The organism is Flagellimonas lutaonensis, assembly GCF_000963865.1.
GTDB lineage: Bacteria > Bacteroidota > Bacteroidia > Flavobacteriales > Flavobacteriaceae > Flagellimonas_A > Flagellimonas_A lutaonensis.
On record NZ_CP011071.1, the window covers coordinates 940411 to 961661 of the forward strand.

Annotated in this window: 18 protein-coding genes and 1 tRNA gene; 6 read left to right on the plus strand and 13 right to left on the minus strand. The window is 45.3% G+C overall.

What is annotated here, in order from left to right:
- The first annotated feature begins 75 nt into the window (after positions 1–75).
- From istA (VC82_RS04520) to VC82_RS04545, 6 genes are all read left to right on the plus strand, one after another.
- A complete protein-coding gene (istA, locus tag VC82_RS04520) occupies positions 76–1620 on the plus strand; it encodes an IS21 family transposase (protein ID WP_045801074.1) in 1545 nt (514 codons plus the stop codon).
- A 20-nt stretch (positions 1621–1640) separates the two neighbouring features.
- Complete coding sequence (istB, locus tag VC82_RS04525) at positions 1641–2372, plus strand: IS21-like element helper ATPase IstB (protein WP_045803220.1); 732 nt, start codon at positions 1641–1643, stop codon at positions 2370–2372.
- Between the two features lie 219 nt (positions 2373–2591).
- A complete protein-coding gene (locus tag VC82_RS15520) occupies positions 2592–2801 on the plus strand; it encodes a hypothetical protein (protein WP_157517985.1) in 210 nt (69 codons plus the stop codon).
- 115 nt (positions 2802–2916) lie between these two features.
- On the plus strand, positions 2917–3606 hold the full coding sequence (locus VC82_RS04530) for a GLPGLI family protein (RefSeq protein ID WP_170218310.1): 690 nt from the start codon (positions 2917–2919) through the stop codon (positions 3604–3606).
- A 27-nt stretch (positions 3607–3633) separates the two neighbouring features.
- The gene (locus tag VC82_RS04535; protein WP_045801316.1) at positions 3634–6282 is read left to right on the plus strand and encodes a TonB-dependent receptor; all 2649 of its coding nucleotides are present in this window, start codon (positions 3634–3636) and stop codon (positions 6280–6282) included.
- 102 nt (positions 6283–6384) lie between these two features.
- A protein-coding gene (locus VC82_RS04545) for an IS3 family transposase (protein ID WP_157517987.1) occupies positions 6385–7478 on the plus strand; the annotation gives its coding sequence in 2 pieces (ribosomal slippage) (positions 6385–6646 and positions 6646–7478; 1095 coding nt in all).
- A 285-nt stretch (positions 7479–7763) separates the two neighbouring features.
- Here VC82_RS04545 and istB (VC82_RS04550) read toward each other — a convergent pair.
- The 13 genes from istB (VC82_RS04550) to uxuA all read right to left on the minus strand — a co-directional run bounded on the left by istB (VC82_RS04550) (position 7764) and on the right by uxuA (position 21250).
- On the minus strand, positions 7764–8501 hold the full coding sequence (gene istB, locus VC82_RS04550; protein ID WP_045800686.1) for an IS21-like element helper ATPase IstB: 738 nt from the start codon (positions 8499–8501) through the stop codon (positions 7764–7766).
- A gap of 24 nt (positions 8502–8525) precedes the next feature.
- Positions 8526–10070, minus strand: coding sequence for an IS21 family transposase (gene istA, locus VC82_RS04555; protein WP_045800687.1), 1545 nt, complete (start codon positions 10068–10070; stop codon positions 8526–8528).
- 136 nt (positions 10071–10206) lie between these two features.
- Complete coding sequence (locus VC82_RS04560) at positions 10207–10917, minus strand: hypothetical protein (protein ID WP_052698915.1); 711 nt, start codon at positions 10915–10917, stop codon at positions 10207–10209.
- 43 nt (positions 10918–10960) lie between these two features.
- A tRNA-Met gene (locus VC82_RS04565) sits at positions 10961–11033 on the minus strand.
- 94 nt (positions 11034–11127) lie between these two features.
- Positions 11128–11964: a sugar phosphate isomerase/epimerase family protein gene (locus tag VC82_RS04570; protein ID WP_045801318.1), complete on the minus strand. Its 837-nt coding sequence runs from the start codon at positions 11962–11964 to the stop codon at positions 11128–11130.
- 42 nt (positions 11965–12006) lie between these two features.
- Entirely contained in the window at positions 12007–13182 is a 1176-nt protein-coding gene (locus VC82_RS04575; protein WP_045801319.1) for a Gfo/Idh/MocA family protein, read from the minus strand.
- A 3-nt stretch (positions 13183–13185) separates the two neighbouring features.
- Complete coding sequence (locus VC82_RS04580; protein ID WP_045801320.1) at positions 13186–14517, minus strand: Gfo/Idh/MocA family oxidoreductase; 1332 nt, start codon at positions 14515–14517, stop codon at positions 13186–13188.
- Between the two features lie 2 nt (positions 14518–14519).
- Positions 14520–15902, minus strand: a complete 1383-nt coding sequence (locus tag VC82_RS04585; RefSeq protein WP_045801321.1) for a 3-keto-disaccharide hydrolase — start codon at positions 15900–15902, stop codon at positions 14520–14522.
- A gap of 22 nt (positions 15903–15924) precedes the next feature.
- On the minus strand, positions 15925–17220 hold the full coding sequence (locus tag VC82_RS04590) for a TRAP transporter large permease (RefSeq protein ID WP_045801322.1): 1296 nt from the start codon (positions 17218–17220) through the stop codon (positions 15925–15927).
- Between the two features lie 4 nt (positions 17221–17224).
- Positions 17225–17689, minus strand: a complete 465-nt coding sequence (locus tag VC82_RS04595; RefSeq protein WP_045801323.1) for a TRAP transporter small permease — start codon at positions 17687–17689, stop codon at positions 17225–17227.
- Positions 17686–18672, minus strand: coding sequence for a TRAP transporter substrate-binding protein (locus VC82_RS04600; RefSeq protein ID WP_045801324.1), 987 nt, complete (start codon positions 18670–18672; stop codon positions 17686–17688). The genes VC82_RS04595 and VC82_RS04600 overlap by 4 nt, the downstream gene beginning before the upstream one ends.
- Positions 18673–18674: 2 nt before the next feature.
- The gene (uxaC, locus tag VC82_RS04605) at positions 18675–20072 is read right to left on the minus strand and encodes a glucuronate isomerase (RefSeq protein ID WP_045801325.1); all 1398 of its coding nucleotides are present in this window, start codon (positions 20070–20072) and stop codon (positions 18675–18677) included.
- Entirely contained in the window at positions 20069–21250 is a 1182-nt protein-coding gene (gene uxuA / locus VC82_RS04610) for a mannonate dehydratase (RefSeq protein ID WP_218917643.1), read from the minus strand. The genes uxaC and uxuA overlap by 4 nt, the downstream gene beginning before the upstream one ends.
- Position 21251: the final 1 nt, after the last annotated feature.

The following is a 21251-nucleotide window of genomic DNA, read 5'->3' on the forward strand; positions in this document are numbered from 1 at the left end:
GGGCGGACGAAAGTGAACCACTAAAAAATCGATTCTATTTGTGAGTTCCCATGGGTTCTTTTGTAAAAAAGGACAATGGCAAACAAACAGATAGATATGCGCAAGGCAAAAAGGATTTTCAAACTGTACGGCGAGGGCGTAAGCAAACGTCAGATCAGCAAGCAACTGGGCCTCTCCCGGAACACGGTCAGCAAGTACATCGACTTCTTCAAGCGTTACCGACTGACCCCTTACGAGGTATCGGCAATGACCCTGGAGGAGATCCACAGGCTCTTCAGATCGGACCAAAAGCCCAAGAGCGATCAGCTCAAGACCTTGGAGAAGTACTTCCCCTATTTTGACAAAGAACTACGCAAGACGGGCGTTACCAAGCAACTGTTATGGGAGGAATACTACGCAAGGCATCCTGACGGGTTCAAGCTCTCACAGTTCAGGTACTGGTACCGGGAATGGGCCAAGGAGGTCTCGCCCGTGATGCACTTCACCCACAAAGCGGGCGATAAGCTCTTCATCGATTTTACGGGCAAAAAACTCAGCGTTGTGGATAAACATACCGGGGAGCTACAAGAACTGGAGGTCTTCGTATGTGTTCTGGGCAGCAGCCAGTATACCTATGTCGAGGCCTGTGCCAGCCAAAAACTTGAAGATTTTATGCGCTGTACCGAGAACGCCCTCTGGTTCTACGGGGGCGTGCCCCGTGCCCTTGTAACGGACAACCTAAAATCGGCCGTTACCAAGAGCAGCCGCTACGAACCCAAGGTAAACGACACCTTCGCCGACTTTGCCGAACATTATGAAACGGCCGTACTGCCCACAAGGGCGTACAGACCGAGGGACAAGGCCATCGTCGAGAATGCCGTCAGGATAATCTATACCCGGGTGTTCGCACCGTTGCGCAACAGCACCTTCCACAGCAAGGCAGATATCAACAAGGCCATATCGGGGCTCCTGAAAACGCACAACGACAGGTCGTTCAGGGGAAGGGAATACTCCCGACGTTCGATGTTCGAAGAGGTGGAACGACAGGAACTGGGACCCCTACCGCTGAAGCGGTACGAGATAAGGTCATATGCCAAGGGCACCGTCCACAAGAACAGTCACACCTACCTTGGCAAGGACAAGCATTATTACAGCGTACCCTACCGGCACATCGGCAAGCAGGTCAAGATCATATATACCGATAGCTTCGTCGAGATATACCATAAACACGAGCGGCTGGCCGCCCATACAAGGAAAAGACAGAAGTACGGGTACACCACCGTGGCGGAGCATATGCCCTCGCACCACAGGTTCGTCAGCGAATGGAGCAGCGAGAAGTTCATCGCCTGGGCGGGCCATATCGGGGATTCCTGCAAGGGGTACATCATAGGGATACTCGACAAGAAACAACATCCCGAACAGTCCTATAAATCGTGCCTTGGCATACTCCATCTGGCCAAGAAAGTGGGGGACCGGCGACTGGACAACGCCTGTAGGCGTGCATCGGACTACGGGGCGTACAGCTACAACATGGTGGAGCGTATCCTGAAAAAGGGATGGGACGCACTGGAGGAGGATCCGCAGGAAAACATCGAAGTACCGGACCACAAGAACATCAGGGGAGGAAACTATTACAAATGATAACCATAAAAACAGATCATATGAACGAACAGACATTGGAACAGATGAAACAATTAAGGCTCCACGGAATGATAAGGGCCTTCAACACCAGTCTCTCGTCGCAGAGCATCGATTACACCAACGATGAACTGGTGGCATACCTTATGCAGTCGGAATGGGACGATAGGCAGAACCGCAGGATAGAACGCCTGACCAGGGCCGCAAGGTTCAGGTACAGTGCCGTTATGGAGGCCATCGACTACGCCCCCGAAAGGAACATCGACAAGAACCAGGTGCAACGTTTTGCGTCCTGCGGATTTATCGATAAGAAGGAGAACATCCTTATTACGGGAAGCACGGGAGTGGGCAAAAGCTATATGGCCTCCGCCATAGGCCACCAGGCCTGCTCGACGGGGCGCAAGGTCATGTACTTCAACACCGCAAAACTCTTTACCATGCTCAAGGCCTCGAAAGCCGACGGTTCGTATCTAAAGCAGGTCAACAAACTTGAAAAACAGGACCTGCTGATACTCGACGACTTCGGCCTAAAGCCCTTGGACAATATCAACAGGCACTCCTTTATGGAAATAATAGAGGACAGGCACGGAAAACGTTCGACGATAATAGCGTCCCAGCTACCCGTAGAGGCATGGCACGAGATCATCGGGGAAAAGACCATCGCCGATGCAATCCTCGACCGCTTGGTGCATACTGCACATAGGATCGACATAAAAGGGGAATCGATGAGAAAAAAACTAAGGAATAATCATTAATTTTAACACACGAATGAATCGATTTTAAGCACTTCGTTTACACTGCTCACTTTCATCCGCTGTGGGTGGTATACTTTGGCCGCCCTGTCCATTGAATCACTGGAAATAGATTTAGCCAAAATAATTTTGACCAGAGACTATATTCCTTTTCATTCTAATGATTGGTTTCAAAACTAAAATTTAATCAAATGATTTATTAATTCTTAAACCTTAAATACTATGAAAAAAAGTAAGTTTAAATTTGTTTTCGCACTATTGATTGCTCTTTGTGCATTTCAACCAGCTTTTTCATTTGATTATACTGATTGCCACACCGTTGCTTGCAACGAGGTCGCGTTTTATGAATCGGTTTATCCTGATGCCACAGCTAGAGAACTTGAACTGGTTTACACCCTTGCATATGGTGATTGCCAACGAGCGAATCAATAAATAAATTAAATCATCTAACTATTAGAAAAAATTTATAATAGTTAGATGGTTTTTTCATTTTGATTTTGTTATTTAATTTAAGTGAAGGAATGAAATGCAGACAAACAAAATTATTATGGCAAAATTGATTCTATTTTTTCTTTTCTTATTTTCTACAATCTTGTATGGGCAAGAAGGGGAGATTATATACAAAACATATACAACAGATACACATAAAAGAGATTCTGAATACGCTAAGCGATTAGCAAATGAAATTGATCAGATGAAATTTTCTTTGAGATATACATCAGAAAACTCAATATTTGAATATATCCCCTATGTTACTCAAGATGAAAGAACAGCTAAATTAGCTCGGGTCGCTACAAATGCCTTGATGGAATGGTATCAAGACTCTAAAAAAAGAACCGCCTTTTATTATTATAAGATTCGAGGAAAAAAGTATACTATAGTCAATGATTCTCATATGAAAGACTGGGAGCTATCTAATGAGTCTAAAACAATAGATGAATTTAAAGCCTATAAAGCTACTTTAAAGGTCTTCAATGAAAGAACTTCAACGTACAGCATTGTGGAAGCGTGGTATACTCCAAAATTATCTTTACCTTATGGCCCGGCAGGTTATGGTGGGCTACCTGGACTTATTCTAGAATTGAAAAAAGGTTCAATAGTCTACGTAATGGAGGAGGCTACTATGAATCCAAGAGAAGGAATAAAGAAATTCGAAGTACCCAATATAACCAATCCTATAAGCGAAAGTGATTTTGTCAAGCTACTAAGGGCGAGTAGAAAAGTAACACCTGACTAATACAATCTGAATTATTAATTGGAGTTGTTGAAATCATTTATTCTACCAATTGCTTTTATCACTCTTTTTAATTTAAATGTTTCTTCACAGGAGCAAGTTTTTTTTATTGGAAAGGTAACAGATTCGTTAAACATAGGCCTTGAGGGCGCAAATATATTGCTTCTAAACAAAGAAGGTAAGTTTCCCCCGTCTTTTGGAATTTCTGGTGTTGATGGCCGTTTTAGAGTTCCCATACGTTCCAACAATACCTATGAACTAAAAATATCTTTTATAGGATACCAAAGCATTGAAAAAAATTTGCAGGTCAAAGATAAGGACTTGGCAATGGATTTTGTAATGTATGAATCCCCTAACATTCTTGAAGAAGTAGTAATTAAATATAAGCCCGCCTTACAGATTAAGAAAGATACTTTGTTATATCAAGTAGACTCCTTTGCGTCGGGAAAGGAGCGCAAATTAGCTGAGCTATTAAAAAAGTTACCTGGAATAGATGTGACTAAAGACGGTGAGGTAATTGTTAACAATAAGAAGGTGACTAAAGTATTGGTTGAGGGTAAAACTTTTTTTGATGGTAGAACAAAAATGGCTGTTGAAAATATTCCTGCGGACGCCATTAATGAAGTGCAGATAATCGATGGTTTTAATGAAACTTCTTTTTTGAAGGAATTTATAGATTCTGAAGATATGGCTATGAATCTGGTGTTAAAGGAAGATAAAAAAAAGTTTGTTTTTGGAGATATAGAAGCGGGTTTAGGTGTAGAAGAAAAGTATCGCTTTCATCCAAGCTTGTTTAAATACGGACCAAAATTTATTTCAAACTTAATTGCCGATTATAATAATACTCCCGAAAGGTCTTTCACAATAAGAGACTATATTTCATTCGAAGGGGAACTTACCCCAGAAAAATTTAGGGAAATTCTAAAATCTCCAGTAGCCCGATTTATATCACAAAGTGATTTTAATAAAAATGATCATTTTTTTGCAGGATTAAACAACCAATGGAATCCTGATGAAAAAAATGAGCTCCGCCTTTTTGCAATTGGACTCAAAGATGACTATGAATCAAATATGTTCAGCAGCCGAATATATCTAGCAAATCAAAACCCAGAAAGAAGGGTAAATTCTGCCAATAGTTCAAGTCGCCTCAACCTTCTTAAATTAAATTATAAGTTTACACCCCAAGAGAATTTTAAATTGTCATTTTTGGCAGAATATAGCGGAGCAAAGAACACCTCAAAGGAAACCAATATTACTATGTCAGATGTTGAAAGTGATTATACCTCTTCAAATAATCTACGGGATGAGAATCTAGAGATTAGTCTTGATGTGGCAAAAAAGTTCACTGAAAATAACTCTGCGGTTGCTAATTTAGCCTATTATTGGTATGACTCGAATAAAATTCAGCAATGGGATAGCAACATAAATTTTTATCCGAATTCACTAAACCTTATGACTGCCAATCGGTATTTGTTGCAAAGCCCAGAAGTAAGTAAGCGGAATGAATTTAAATATGATATAAAGGACTATTATAAACCTTCTCGTACGAACCTGCTTACATCAAAAATCAAAGGTGAAATAAATAACATCAAAATAAATACAGGTTTAGGACAATTACTAGATTCTGATTCGTTATTTGAAATATCCAACTTCAATAATTTTTTTTCGAGTACATATGCTAACATTTTACTTGGACTGGGATATAAACAAATTTTTGGTGATTTTAATTTAAACTTTGATTTGGATTATCAATACTTATATTGGATTGATAAATTTGATGATAGAAGACAGTCAGTTGTCAATCAAAATTTATTGCCAGAATTTAGTCTGGAGTGGCAAAGAAGTGATAATTTTAATATCTCTTTTTCTTATAGTAAAGAAAGGTACGCACCCTTTTCGTTTCAAAGATTTCCAGGCCTAAGGCTCCAAGATTTTAATATAATTTATGGAGGCCAAGCTAATCTTCAACAATCCATTTCGGAAACATTTGTTTTAAAGGCAAGCAATTATAGGCCTTACGGTCTTAGCATCTATACATCATTAAGTTATAGTAAATATCGAAATCAGATAATTAATTCGTTTAATTTTTCAGGGATAAGTGGCTCAATTACTCCAATTAATGTACAAGACGATGGAGATAGATATAACATTAATTTGCGTTTAACTTATGGTCGACCATATTGGAAGATGTCCGTAAATAATATATGGAGCGAAAACTCTTTTCCTACTTTTTACAATAGCATTTTAGCTACCAATAAGGCAAAGACATTAATTAGTGATTTTAATATGAAGACTTTATTTGAAGACTATCCAAATATTGCAATAGGTCTCCAGAATAATTTTTCAATAAATGAAAGCTTGAACTTCTCTAATAAAACGAATCTACTAGATGCTGAGATACAATTCAATTATGATATAAAAGATTGGAAGATTGAAGGGTCCTACAAACAGACCCTTTATAATAACCTAACAGAGAGCAATAAGTTCGACTACAATAATATTGGTGCCTCTATTTTTTATAACAAAGAGGACTCTCCATGGGAATTTGGTGTAAATGGTTTTAATCTTGGCAATTCAAAAAGGATAATATCAAACAGTACTTCATCACAACTTTTTCAAGAGTCTACAACATTACTTTTTCCAAGGACTATAATGCTCAACATTTTTTATAAATTTTAAATTCTTTTACTCTCAAGTATTTGTTAGGAAACTCTTTAAACAAGCTGCTTATGAAGGCTTCCCTGTTTTTCGTACAGTTTAAAAATCAATTATTTTTAGCTTATGAAGAAAAGCAGATTCACGGAAGCACAGATTGTGTCCATGCTCCACCAGTACGATTCGGGAATGAAGGTCACCGACATCTGTCGTGACAAGGGTATCACCACGGCCACCTTTTACAGTTGGAAGCGCAAGTACGGTGGTATGGACGCCCAACAGCTCAAGGAGCTCAAGTCTTTGCAGGAAGAAAACAGGAGACTCAAGGCGATGTACGCAGACCTGAGCCTTGACCATAGGATTTTAAAGGACATCATCGAAAAAAAGCTTTGAGGCCTTGCGGGCGCAGGGAACTGGCGGAAGGCATCGTAAAGGAAGAGGGGCTGAGCATTTCACGTGCTTGTACGATAGTATGCCTTTGCCGTTCGATGTGGTACTATCGGAGCCGTCGTGACGATACGCAGGTCATCGACAAGTTGACGGAACTTGCAGAGGCCAAGCCGAACCGGGGCTTCGACTGGCTCTATAACCGCATGCGCAAGCAAGGCCATAAATGGAACCGTAAACGTGTACTGAGGGTCTACCGGTTCTTGGGCATACAACTAAGGAGAAAGACCAAGAAGCGATTGCCCAAGCGGATAAAGGAGCCGCTGGAGGTACCCGATGCCCCAAGGGAGGTATGGAGCGCGGACTTCATGTCCGACAGCCTGATAACGGGAAGGAACTTCAGGGTGTTCAACCTGATGGACGATTTCAACCGTGAGGCACTTTGTATGAAAGGAAACTTCTCCATGCCCGGAATAAGGGTGGTGGAGTACCTAAGGGAGGCCATAGAGATCCATGGCAAGCCCTTGGCCATAAGAGTGGACAACGGCCCCGAATTCCTATCCAGAGTCTTTGTCAACTATTGCGAAGTGGAGGATATCGAGATAAAATACATACAACCGGGCAAGCCGAGCCAGAACGGTTTTATCGAAAGGTTCAACCGGACATATCGCGAAGATGTACTCGATGCCCATTTGTTCAGGGACATCGAGGAAGTAAATATGGAAACGGAACGCTTCAGGGAGGAATACAATCGGTTCCATCCCCATAAGTCTCTGGGAAGAAGCAGCCCGAAAGAATTTTTAGAGGTTTTTCAAAGGGGCATGCCCCTTTGAAAAAACATTTTGTTTAATTTAACCGCTGTACGAAAAAGGGTAAGTCTTCACTTATAATTATATTTTAATTTTTTCCAATTGTTCAATAATAAATAACCTCATTTATTTTGATGAAAAAAGAGCAACAACATACTTTCATAAGTATTGATGGTATTATTACTAAATCGTTTTTGTACCATCCATTTTGTAAAGATTGGATAAGCCGGGTAAAGTGACCCACCTTCGCCGGATGAAAGTGACCAGTGTAAACGAACTGCTCAGATTTGATCTATCCGTGGGTTAAACTTAGTTTTTATTTTTCAATTTTCTTCTCATTGATTCTCCTTTTATATCTATTCTGTGTGCCGTGTGCACCAAACGGTCCAGGATGGCATCGGCCAGTGTTTTTTCACCTATAATGTCGTGCCATACTTCGACAGGTAGCTGTGATGCTATTATGGTGGATCTTTTGCCGTGCCTGTCCTCGATGATCTCCATCAGGGAGTGGCGGTTTATGTTGTCCAGGGGCTTCAGCCCAAAATCATCCAATATGAGCAAGTCCTGTCTTTCCAATCGGTTTATCTGTTTCAGGTAGGAACCGTCGGCCTTGGAGGTCTTTAGCAGGGTGAATAGTTTGGCGGTGTTGAAGTACATTGTTCTATACCCCATCGAGCAGGCCTGGTGGCCAATGGCGGAGGCCAGATAACTTTTGCCCACGCCCGTACTGCCCGTGACAAGTATGTTCTCCCTTTTTCGGATAAAGCCGCAGGAGCCGAGCCGCTGTACAAGATTTTTGTCCAGTTGGCGCGATGGACGGTAGTCCAAGGCCTCCATAACGGCCGTGTACCTGAACCTTGCGGACTTGGTCAATCGCTCTATCCTGCGGTTGCGGCGGTCGTCCCATTCGCTCTGGATGAGATAGGCGATGAGCTCGTCATTGGTGTAGGTGGTATCGGCACCTCCGGTTTCCATTGTTGTGGCGAAGGCCCTGTGCATTCCAAAGAACCTCATTTGTTTCATCAGTTCCATTGTTTTTTCGTTCATATGTTCTGTTTTTAAGTGTTGTTTTTATTCATAGTATTTTCCGCCCCTTATGTTCTTGTGCTCGGGCATTTCCAGATCCCCGTCGATACCTTCATCAATTTGGTCCCATCCCTTCTTTAAGATGCGCTCGACCATATTGTAATTGTACGCTCCATATTCCGAGGCACGTTTGCAGGCGTTCTCAAGACGTTCCCTTCCATACTTTTTGGCAAGGTGCAATATGCCAAGACAGGATTTATAGGATTGTTCCGGGTGCTGTTTCTTTTCCAATATGGCGATGATGTACCCTTTGCAGTGTTCGCCGATATTGCCTGCCCAACCAATGAACCTCTCACTGCTCCATTCGCTCACAAAGCGGTGGTGCGATGGCATATGGTCGGCCAGGGTGGTATAGCCATATTTCTTTTTGTTCCTTTTATGTACCGCGAACCTTTCGTGTTTATGGTAAATCTCGACGATGCTGTCGGTATAGACCAGCTTGACCTGTTTGCCGATATGGCGATAGGGAACACTGTAATAGTGCTTGTCCTTCCCAAAATAGATATGGCTGTTCTTGTGCACGGTACCTCGGGCATACCTTTTTATCTCATAGCGTTTTTCGGGCAAGGGCATCAGTTCTTGCCTCTCTATCTCAAGGAACAATGAACAACGGGAGTATTCCCTCCCCCTAAATGACATTCCATTGTGCTTCTCTAACAGCTCCCATATCGCTTTGTTGATATCTGTGATGTTATGGAAGGTCCGGTTCCGTAAAGGGGCGAACACCCTAGTGTAGATTATCTTCACGGCGTTCTCCACTATGGCCTTGTCCCTTGGCCTGTAGGTACGTGTGGGCAGTACGGCTGTTTCGTAATGTTCGGCAAAGTCCGCGAATACCTTGTTCAAACTAGGTTCGTAACGACTGCTCTTTGTCACGGCCGATTTGAGGTTATCGGGCACCAAGGCCTTTGGCACGCCGCCATAGAACCATAGGGCGTTCTCGGTACAACGTATAAAATCTTCCAGTTTTTGGCTTGCGCAGGCCTCCACATAGGTATACTGGCTGCTGCCCAGTATGCACACGAACACTTCCAGTTCCTGAAGTTCGCCGGTGTCCCTGTCGACGATATGGAGTTTCTTTCCCGTGAAGTCGATAAAGAGCTTGTCGCCGGCCTTATGCTCCATGTGCATCACGGGCGAGGTCTCCTTGCGCCATTCGGCGTACCAATACTTGAACTGTGAGAGCCTGAACCCATCGGGGTGCTTCGCATAATATTCCTCCCACAGCAATCGTCGCGTAACGCCCGTCTTGCGGAGTTCCTTGTCAAAGTGGGGAAAGTACTGCCTTAGGGTCAGCAGGCGTTGGCTCTTCGGCCTTTGCCCGTCCTTAAAAAGATTGTGGAGTTCCTCCAGGGTCATCTTCTCCACTTCGTACCCCGTGAAACGGTACCGCTTGAAGAATTCGATGTACTTTCTAATGGTAACGCGGGATATGCCCAATTGCTGGCTTATCCGTCGCTTGCTTACACCAGAGGTGTAGAGCTTATAAATCAGTTTTATTTTTCGCATATCTATCTGCTTGTTCGCCATGGTGCTTTTTTAGCAAAAAAAGCACTTCGCCATTTAGAGATAGATCTAATCTAAAGGTGGTACACTTTGGCCCGGCGCGGGGGGGTCAGTTTCGTCCGGCCAGCTATGGTCACTTTAACCCGGCGAGGGTGGTATACTATGTCCGGCGTTTCCAATCTACCACATCCAATGCATAGGTTTTGTTTCGCTTTGGGTTTGTTTTCAGTACCTTGATACTTTCCACAAAGTTTCTTGGTATGATATCATTGGTTTCCAGTTCTCCAAAGATTGCACTGAGTACCGTTCTTGTATTGTTCCGGTTTCGTGCGCTACTTGAAACCAATATTCCATTGAGATAGGAATTCACGAGTTTCTTGTCCAATTCCAGGATGTTCCGTTGCAGAAAAGACTTTTTCTCCAAGTGTTTTTTAAATTGTCCCAACCTGCTGCGATAGTCCCTTTCCGAAGATTCACTTAACGACTTTTTCTTTAGCTTGTAGGCAAAATCCAGCGCCTCTTCCACCGAGTATTTATTCTCTGCCTTAAAGTTGGAGTTGTAAGGGGAATAACCGTGCTTCAGCGCCTCATGGAGTGCTTCCCTGACCAGTTCGAAGTGCATTAAGCGCTCCTTCTTCGTTTTGTACTTTCGGTTGAACTTCATGGTGATGTTCGGTTGCCTTACCATGAGTGGATTCCCGTGTCTATCCTTTTGTACGGGATGCTCATAGGAATAATAAATGTACCAGCGTTTGGAGGTGTCGAAGGACTTTCCGCCATGGTAGAGTTTAGGCTCGGTATATTTCTTGCTGATGCCCATTTTTTGTGCGGTCGCGTGTACGCTTTGCAAGATACCAAAAAAATAATCCATTGAATTCAGTTTTATTTTTCTGATTTTCAATGGATTAAGGTAGTAGCGGGGACTGGACTCGAACCAGCGACCTTCGGGTTATGAGCCCGACGAGCTACCTACTGCTCTACCCCGCGATGTGGATGGCAAATATACAACGGTTTCTTTTATTGGCAAAACCTTTAAAGAATAACGCCCATTAAACTTAGGGCTTGGGCCAACTTGCTACTATTATTTTTGCATTCGCTTCAAATACGAAAGGCTTTTAGGTATTTGTCCCATTGACCGTGAAGATTCATCTTCAATAAACATATACTCCACTCCTATTTTCTTTGCTTCGGCCACTATAGCGGCTATATCGATTTGCCCCGTGCCCAATACCACATTGGTTTCCACATCTGAGGTACCATTCTGATTTCCTTTCACTCCCTTTCTACAATCCTTCAGGTGCATCAATTTGAACTTATCGGGATATCTTCGTAACCATTCCAAAGGATCCTCTCCTGGATAGGCAAACCAATACACATCCATTTCAAAATCGAAGAACTTTGCATTTTCAATCATGTAATCCATCAAAAGTGCTTCTCCATAAGGTCTGAACTCATAACCATGTGGGTGATAGGCCAACGTGATGCCTTCCTTATTCATTTTTTTGCCGGCCTCATTGAATACCTTTAAGGCGCGCTTGGTCTCTTCGATGGTAAAGATGGTATCCTTATGGGGTATCCAAAAGCAAACAGCGTATTTGGCCCCGTAGGCCTTGGCCCTTGCGATTACAGTTTCTGGCGAATCGGCCAATTCTTCGAAAGGGGCGCTTACACTCACCATTTTTAAACCATTTTTTTCAAGAAGGCCCTTGTAGGCTTCCATGGTATAGCCATAGGTTCCTCCATTGCCGTCCTCTAAATTGGTTATGCCCCATGAACTAATTTTCTCAAAGGTGCCCGGCACATCTTTTTCAAACTGGTGCCGCAAACTGTAAAGCTGCAATCCTATTTCCTGTGCCAAGACCGGTGAATAAAGAATACATGAACCAAACAGCAAAAGAAGAATAGGTTTACATTTCATAACATCAACAAATTATGCAAGAACCATGTTTTAAGATCGGTGTCACTGCCCTTGCCAATTAACAATCTTTTGTTCGTACATCGCATCAAGACCCATTTGCACGCAAAGGGCGGCTTTGGCCCCGCTATGTACATCAGAAATAGGTTGCCAATTGTTGACAACACTGTCCCTGAAATCAATCAAGGCTTGTTTACTGGGGTCTGCATGATCGACCTCAACGGGTATGCCCTTGCCTTGGTCCCAGTTCAGCGTGGCCCCTGACACACCATCGACCTCACCGAGTTCTTTCTTGTATCCGCCTTCAGGGTGGTACCATGCCTTCACATAGTCAAGAATATAGCTGCCCTTGTCGCCCAATACTTTGATTTTGTAATCGCCCATCGAATTGCTTGTCAGACATGTAAAGGTAGCCTTCACCCCTTGCGGGTAGCTGTATATAAGATGTATGTTGTCGTAGGTCTCACGACCATCTTTCCAGTAATCGATGCCACCGATGCCCATCACCTTTTCTGGCGTGGCCTCAAGTACCCAATTGGTAAAATCAAGCTGGTGCGAGCAGAGCTCGGCCAACAATCCGCCCGAATATTCACGGTACATTCGCCAGTTGATGAGTTTTTTCCATTTCGGGTCGGGCACGGGGCGTCGCCAGTTACCGTTTCGGTTCCACTGGCATTCAAAGGCGGTTATCTTACCTATTTTACCCTGCTTGATCTGGTCAACAATATGGGTGTACAATCGTGAGCTATGGTATTGGTGACCGGTTTGAAAAATCTTATTGGAGGCGGAAGCTTTTTTGACCAATTCTTCAATTCCTGAATAGCCTTTGGCCATGGTCTTTTCACAATACACATGTTTGCCTGCATCGAGGGCATCAATGGCTATTTGGGCATGGGTGCTGAAAGGTGTGGCCACCAGTACCGCATCTACAGTAGGGTCATCCAGCAACTTTCTATAATCTTCGTAGCCCTGTGCTTTGCCATCGACCTTGGCCAAGCCCTCTTCCAACCTGAAAGGAATGATATCGCAACAGGCCACCACTCGCAGGTTCGGAATCTCGTTGATGATCGGAATCAGTCCACCACCACGGTCGCCCGTACCGATAATGCCGATATTGACGGTATCATTGGCACCACCGATATTTTCAAGACCAAACATCGATGTGGCATATAAGGCCGCTGAGGTTGCCAAACTTCCCTTTACAAATTCTCTTCGCTTCATTCGTTATAATTTAGGTTCCCATCCCTTTTCATATTCCCGTTTCCAACTTTGCATGGCCTTTTCACTGTTCAGCACCTTGCCCGTTTCGGTATCAACGTTCAAGGTGTGGCCTGCATCCTGCGCCATATTGCCCAAATGGCAGAGCATGGTCGAAATACTGGCATCGTTGATATCTGAGTTGAGCGACTCGTCTTTTCTGATCGCATTGAAGAAGTTGCCCACATGGTCAACATCCAAATCGCCCATACCAATGGTGTTGGTCGTGCCGCTCTGTTGTCCCTTTTCAAATTCGAACTTAACGGGATTGCCCCCAAGGTCATACAGTTTATAATACTCCCTACTCAATTCAATGCTTCCTTTGCTGCCATAAATGGTTACCCCACGGCCAGGGCGTTCAGGTTTCATCATGCCGCGGCTATGGCCCGTCCACGTGATGAATTTGTTTCCGGGGAAGGTGTAGGTCACCTGTTGGTTATCGATGAACTCCCAGTCGTCGTCATAGGTATATTTTCCCCCAAACGAGGTCACCGTTTCAGGAAGATCCACGCCAAGGGCCCAACGGCAGATATCGATTTCATGTGTGCCATTGTTATGAATCTCGCCCGTGCCCCAGTTTCTGAACCAGTGCCAATTGTAGGGATGGATGTTGTCGCGATAGTCTTCACGAGGGGCCGGGCCTTGCCACAGCTCCCAATCCAAGGTTTTGGGCACTTCGATTTTGTTTCCGTTTCCGATGGAACCACGGTTGTTCGAATAATAGGCCTCCCCCTTGTAAACCTCCCCGATGATACCATTTCTTATATCGTTGACAGCCATGGCCGTTGTTCTTGAGGATCTTTGTTGGTTGCCCATCTGCACCTTTTTGCCATACTTGTTCTGGGCTGCCACCAAAAGGTCATTTTCATGTGGATTGTGACTACAGGGTTTTTCCACATACACATGTTTGCCGGCCTGTAGGGCCATAATGGCCATAGGGGCATGCCAGTGCTCTGGGGTGGCGATAAATACGGCATCGACATCGTTGTCCTCCAAAATCTTTCTAAAATCCTTTTCGACCTTGGGCAGATAGCCAATGTTCTTTTGGCACCAAGCGTTGTGTTGTTCAATGATAACATCGTCTACATCGCAATTGTAGAGCACCTTGGCATTGGGGTCTTGGTGAATGGCCATCGCATGTGCCTTGGCCCGGCTGCGCACCCCAATGACCGCGCAGTTTATGGTATCATTTGCCCCTAAGATATGGGCATGTGCCATTTCTGGCAGTACCAATCCGCCGAGGGTTACGGCGGCTGTGCCCGCCGTGGTCTTTTTGATAAAGTCTCTTCTTGAGGTCATGTCTATTCTTCTTTTGTTATCGGTCGTATTTTGATGTTCTTAAAGCTCACGCGATCACCATGATCTTGCAGCAGAATATGCCCTTTTTCGGCCTCGCCAAAATTGGGCCATTTTGCGTACTTGCTCTCAGAGACCAGTTTTCGAAAATCATCGCTACCTCGCTCGTATTCCAAGACCTTCATGCCATTGAGCCAATGTTCTACATGGCCATCTTTTGATGTAATGTAAGCGGAATTCCACTCGCCTATCGGATTCACGGGCTTGTTCGGGTCTGCCTGAATCAGATCATACAGTGAGGCGAGCGTGCGGCTACCCTCGTGATTGCCCAACTTGGCATCGGGATGCCGTTCATCGTCCAAAATTTGGTATTCCAATCCGATTGAGGATCCCGGACCTTTGTTCAAATTAGTATCCACATAATATTTGATGCCACTGTTGGCACCCTCGGTCAATTTGAAATCGACCCTTAATTCAAAATCACCATACGTGTCAACCGTTACGATATCACCCCCGGCAGCAGACTCTTCGCCCCCGGTTGCCAAAACCGTCAGTTCGCCGTTTTCGATAACCCACCCCTTGTCAGGGAAACTATCGAGCCGTGCCCCCCGCCAGCCTTCGGTGGTTTTTCCATCCCAGAGCAATTTCCAGCCGTTCTTTTGCTCATCGATGGTGAGTTGGTTTTTTGTGATGATAGGTTTTATCGGTGATTCTTTGGAGTATTTCCATAGGCTATCGGTCAATATCTTGATGTTGCGCCACATGATCTTGGCGCCCGCTTTCTGGTCGTCACCAATGCTGTGTACCTGCAGGGCGATAAAGCCGCTAGAGGTCTTGTCATCAATCAAGTGTGCTGCAGGCACTCCGTTGACCCATGTTTTGATCGTATCGCCAATGGCTTCGATGCGATAGTGGTTCCATTCGTTCTGTTTAAAGGCTTTCTGTGCTTCCGGATTGCCATCCATTGGGTTCAGCCACCCACGACGGGCCTCGTCGTAGATGCCTCCGCTCCATGCACGGTCAGAGGGGTCGATTTCAACTTGATAGCCGTGAACTCTTCCATCCATATAATGCGGAAAACTGTTGCTGCGAATCTGTATGCCCGAGTTCATCGACGGGTCCACCTTGTATTCCAACTCAAGAATAAAATCATCATATATTTTGTCCGTGGTCAAAAAGGAATTTGGGGTACCATGTACCGTGGTGCCGACAATGGCGCCATCCCTCACTTCGTATTCGGCCTCGCCTCCTTTCTGGGTCCATCCGTCCAAGGTTTCACCATCAAAAAGGGTTACCCAGGGCGTATCATCCTTATTGGTTTCGCCACAGGCCCAAGCCAACAAAATCAACAAAACGGCATATTTTATTTTTCGTTTCAAAAAGCTCATTGTATAGTGTATTTATCGGTTATTATAAGTCAAACAGACCTGGCAGCCACAAGGTCAATTGGGGTATATAAGTTATCAAAAACAATGCGGCTATCATAGCCACGAACAAAGGCAGTAAAGGCCGCACTACTTTTTCGATGGATGTCTTTGCAATACCGACCCCCACAAACAGCACAGAACCTACGGGCGGGGTGCAAAGCCCAATACAAAGGTTCAATATCATGATGACACCAAAATGTACCGGATCAATGCCCAATTTGGTCACGACAGGTAAGAATATCGGGGTGAAAATCAGTACGGCCGGAGTAATGTCCATAAAAATGCCCACCAACAGTAAAATCAAATTGATGATCAACAAAATCATGATCTTGTTATCTGAAATGCCCAAAAGTCCTGTGCTGATTTCCTGCGGAATATGCTCATACGAAAGCACCCACGACATGCTCATCGAAGCCCCAATCAAGAGCATGACAATGGCCGTAGTGGCCGAGGAATCCAAAAATATCTTTGGAAGCTTTTCAAGGGTGATTTCCTTATAAATGAATCCGAGTATCAGACTGTACAGCACCGCAATGGCCGAGGCCTCGGTAGCGGTAAAAATACCCGCTACAATGCCCCCAATGACCAGCACCAACAAAAACAGAGCGGGCACGGCATCGACGAAAGTTCTGAACACCTCTTTGAAAGAGCTTCGTTTCCCTACATTATATCCTTTCTTTTTTGCCCAGAAAGAGGCGACCACCATCAAAAAGAGTCCCGTTAAAATACCCGGTATGTAACCCGCCAGAAACAGTGCGGCAATCGAGGCCCCACCACTGGCCAGGGAGTACACGATCAAAATATTGCTGGGCGGAATGACTAAGCCAGTTGTGGCCGAGGTAATGTTCACGGCAGCTCCAAATTCTTTGTCATATCCTTCTTTTTCCATCTCAGGGCCAAGAATGCTTCCCATGGCCGAGGCCGAGGCCATGGCCGAACCCGCGATGGCACCCATCAACATGGCCGAAATTACGTTGATCAAGGCCAAGCCCCCCGGCAGGGCACCTACCAAGGTCTTTGCAAAAGCGATCAAACGGTGGGCAATGCCCCCATTGTTCATCAATTCGCCAGAAAGGATAAAAAACGGAATGGCCAAGAGGGCGAAACTGTCCAATCCCGTGGCCATACGCTGCGATATGGTCGTGAAGGCCGGCAGAGCGGGTATGCTCACCAACATGGTCAACAACGATGAAATGGCAATGCTCCAAGCCACTGGAGTGCCGATGGACAACAAGCCGACAAAACTGATAATCAAGACAAGTATGGGAATGTATTCCATAGTTTTAGCTGTTCGGCATATCAGAGATTTTATAGTAGATGATGAGCAATCCGCTTAAGGGAATCACCAAATACACTACGGCCAATGGCAGGCCCAGGGCAGGTGAATATTGCTCGAGCACATAGGTCACGTAGACCAACCGAAGCCCCCCTATGACCATCGCAAACAGACAAAACAGTACGATGGCAATGCGAACCAACTGCTTCAATTTTTTTTGGTTATTGCCACTGGTACGCCGGGCCAATACATCGATGGCCACGTGCCCGTTACGGCCTGCCACATAGGCCGCCCCCAAAACGCCAATCCATATCATGAGAAACCGGGCCAGTTCATCGGTAAAAGAGCTTGGAGTGCCCAAAACATAGCGACTGAACACCTGCCAGAGCACGTTTACCACCATAACGGCCATGATCAAGACCAGTGCATGGCCCAAAATGTTGTCCAGTTTTTTTCTAAATCCCGTGGTCATTGCATTGTCTGGATTTGTTGGATGATAGGGTACAATTCCTTTTCACTTTTATACTGTTCGTATACTTTTTCAGCCCTTTTCATAAAGGGCTCCTTGTCGGGCCTAATAATTTTCACACCCGATTTTTTAACCTCGTGCAAGGCCTCGGCTTCCACCTCGGCCCATAATTTTCGCTGATAGGCAATGGAATTGTCGACCACTTCTTTCAACCAAGCTTGCTCTTGCGTGGAAAGCTTATCCCAAAAATGGGTGCCGGCAACCAACACATCAGGTGAAAAGGTGTGCTCGTTCAACGAATAATATTGGCAGACCTCATAATGTCTTGAAAGGTAAAAACTCGGCGGATTGTTCTCTGCGCCATCGACCACGCCCTGCTGCAACGACGTATAGAGCTCGCCCCAAGAAATGGGCGTTGGTGACCCTCCGAAACTGTTGACCATCTCGATGGCGGTAACGCTTTCCATCACGCGTATTTTCAATCCCTCCAAATCATCAGGATGTTCAATCGGCCGTTCTTTGGAATAAAAACTGCGGCTGCCAGCATCATAGTAGCCCAGACCCTTCAACCAGTATTTTTGGCCGTCGTCCAAAAGTTGCTGTCCAATAGGGCCATCGAGCACCGCAAAGGCGTGTTGCCTGTTTTTAAACAGATAGGGCAGCCCCAAAATGCGTGTTTTGGGCGCAAAATTTTCTAAGGTGGCCACCGATACCTTGGTCATGTCGAGGCTTCCTATTTGTATCAATTCCAAGATTTCGCGCTCGGTGCCCAGTTGTTGGTTGGGATATATCTCAATTTTTATGGTGCCCCCCGAAAGCTCGGCCAAATCCTCCCCCATTTTTACCATGGCCTTGTGGACGGAGTGGTTGATGTCCAACCCATGTGCCAAGCGTATATATTTGACCCCGTCAGTGTTTTTGCAACCGAACAAAAGAAGTACGGCCAGAACCAACAGAGCATGTATTTTCAGCGAACCTCTATCCATTTTCAAAAATCAAAGTATTGTTTGGCGTTGTTGTAGCAGATGTCCTGTACGATACTTCCTATGTGTTCGATATCGGTGGGCAGCAAGCCTTTTTCAATATCATTGCCGAAGATATTGCAGAGCAATCGCCTAAAATATTCATGTCGGGGAAAGGACAACAGACTTCGCGAATCGGTCAACATCCCCACAAAACAACTCAATACCCCCATGTTCGAGAGGGTGTTCAGCTGTTTTTCCATGCCATCCAATTGGTCTAAATACCACCAGCCCGACCCGTATTGCATCTTTCCTCTCACACTGCCGTCATTGAAGTTGCCGACCATGGTGGCGAAGACCTCGTTCTGGGCGGGATTCAAGTTGTACAAAATTGTCTTCGCAAGTTGGTCGGTACTATCCAACAGGTTCAGAAATTTACTTAAAGGATACCCCTGTTGGAAATCGCCAATGGAGTCAAAACCAGTGTCAGGCCCCAGTTGCCGTAACATTCGCTCATTGGTATTGCGCAAAGCGCCCAGGTGAAACTGCTGCACCCAGCCATGTTTGTGATATTCACGACATACATGCACCAAGGTCTCGAACTTGAAATACCGGATTTCTTCAATTTCCAAGGATTTTCCCGAAAGGATTTTCTTGAAAACCTTTTCGATATCAAAGGAGTTGAATTCAAAATAATAGAGCTGTTCAGGCCCATGGTCGGCCAATCGACAGCCATTTTCATGAAAATGGGCAATCCTCTTTTTAAGTGCGGAAAGCAAATCGGCATAGGATGCTATCGTTACCCCGGAAGCCTGCATCAACACCGCTACGTAGTTGCAGTAGGATATAGGGTCTTCGACCGCATAGGCTTTATCGGGCCTGAAAGTGGGCAATATTGTGGGCCGTACATTATCTTTTCGGGCCTTTTGGTGGTGCCTAAAATCATCAACGGGGTCATCGGTGGTACAGACCACTTCGACCTTCATCTGGTTTAAAAGTCCCAGTGCACTATGGGTCTTTTGTTGCAATTGAGCGGATGTTTCCCGATACATCATTTTTGCATTGTCGGCGGACAAAAGTTCGGTGATGCCAAAGTGGCGTTGCAGCTCAAGGTGCGTCCAGTGATAGAGTGGATTGCGAACCAAATAGGGAACGGCTTCGGCCCACTTCTGGAACTTTTCCTTATCGTTCGCATCACCCGTAATATACTTTTCATCGATGCCCAAGGTTCGCATGGCCCGCCATTTGTAGTGGTCGCCAGCCAGCCATGCCTGTGCAATGTTTTCAAATTGATGGTCGCTTGCCAACTGCTGGGGATCTAAATGGTTGTGGTAGTCGATGATGGGCATCTGCTTGGCATAATCGTGGTATAACGCTTGCGCGTATTTATTATGCAACAGAAAATTGTCGGTGATAAAACTCATGATGCCAGCGATTTTTCGATTCCCAACATCAAGCCGCGTAGTTCGGCCAGGCCCCGCAGCCGGCCAATGGCCGAATAGCCCGGATTCGTTTTTTTCTTGAGGTCGTCCAACATTTGGTGGCCGTGGTCGGGGCGCATGGGCATGCGTTGGTTTTTTGCACCAGATTCCATTCTACGCCCCTGCTCTTGCAACAGTTCTTTCATGACCCCGTACATATCCACATCGCCATCGAGGTGGTCGGCCTCGTAAAAGTTTCCGAAATCATCTCGTTTGGTGCTTCGCAGATGTACAAAATTGATGCGTTGCCCCATCCGCCTTGCCATGCCCACCAGATCATTGTCAGGGCGCACCCCAAAAGAACCCGTGCAAAAACAGAGTCCATTATGAGGGCTGTCAAAAGCATTCAACAATGCTTCGGCATCTTTTTCTGTGCTTACCACCCGTGGCAAGCCAAAAATCGGGTACGGTGGATCATCGGGATGGATAGCCAAAAATACCTCTGCTTTCTCGGCTACGGGAGTAATTTCCTTGATGAAAGCGTAGAGGTTACTTCTCAACCTATCCTCATCAATGTCCTTATATCCGTCGAGGGCTTTTTGAGATTGTTCCAAGGTATAACCCTCTTCGGCACCCGGAAGGCCTGCGATAATGGTGTCGGCCAATTTTTTTTTGGACTGATGATCCATCGTATCGAAAACCTTCTTTGCACGGGCAATTTCTTCAAGCCCATACCCGTTTTCGGCCCCTGGCCGTTGCAGTATAAAAAGTTCAAAGGCCGCAAATTCCGTTTTATCAAATCGCAGTGCCAACGAACCATCGGGCATGGTGAAGGCCAAGTCGGTGCGTGTCCAATCCAACACCGGCATAAAATTATAGCAGACAGTGTCGATGCCGCATTCTCCTAAGTTTTTGATGCTCTGCTTGTAGTTCTCAATGTACTTCTCATGGTCGCCGCTATGCTTTTTGATATCCTCATGAACGGGAATGCTCTCTACTACGGACCATGTCAGACCTGCATCTTCGACTTGCTTTTTTCGTTTATTGATCTCGCTGATGGGCCAAACCTCTCCATTGGCAATGTGATGCAGGGCCGTGACCACGCCCGTGGCCCCTGCCATTTTTATATCTGCCAGTGAGACCGGGTCGTCGGGGCCGTACCATCGCCATGTCTGTTCCAAT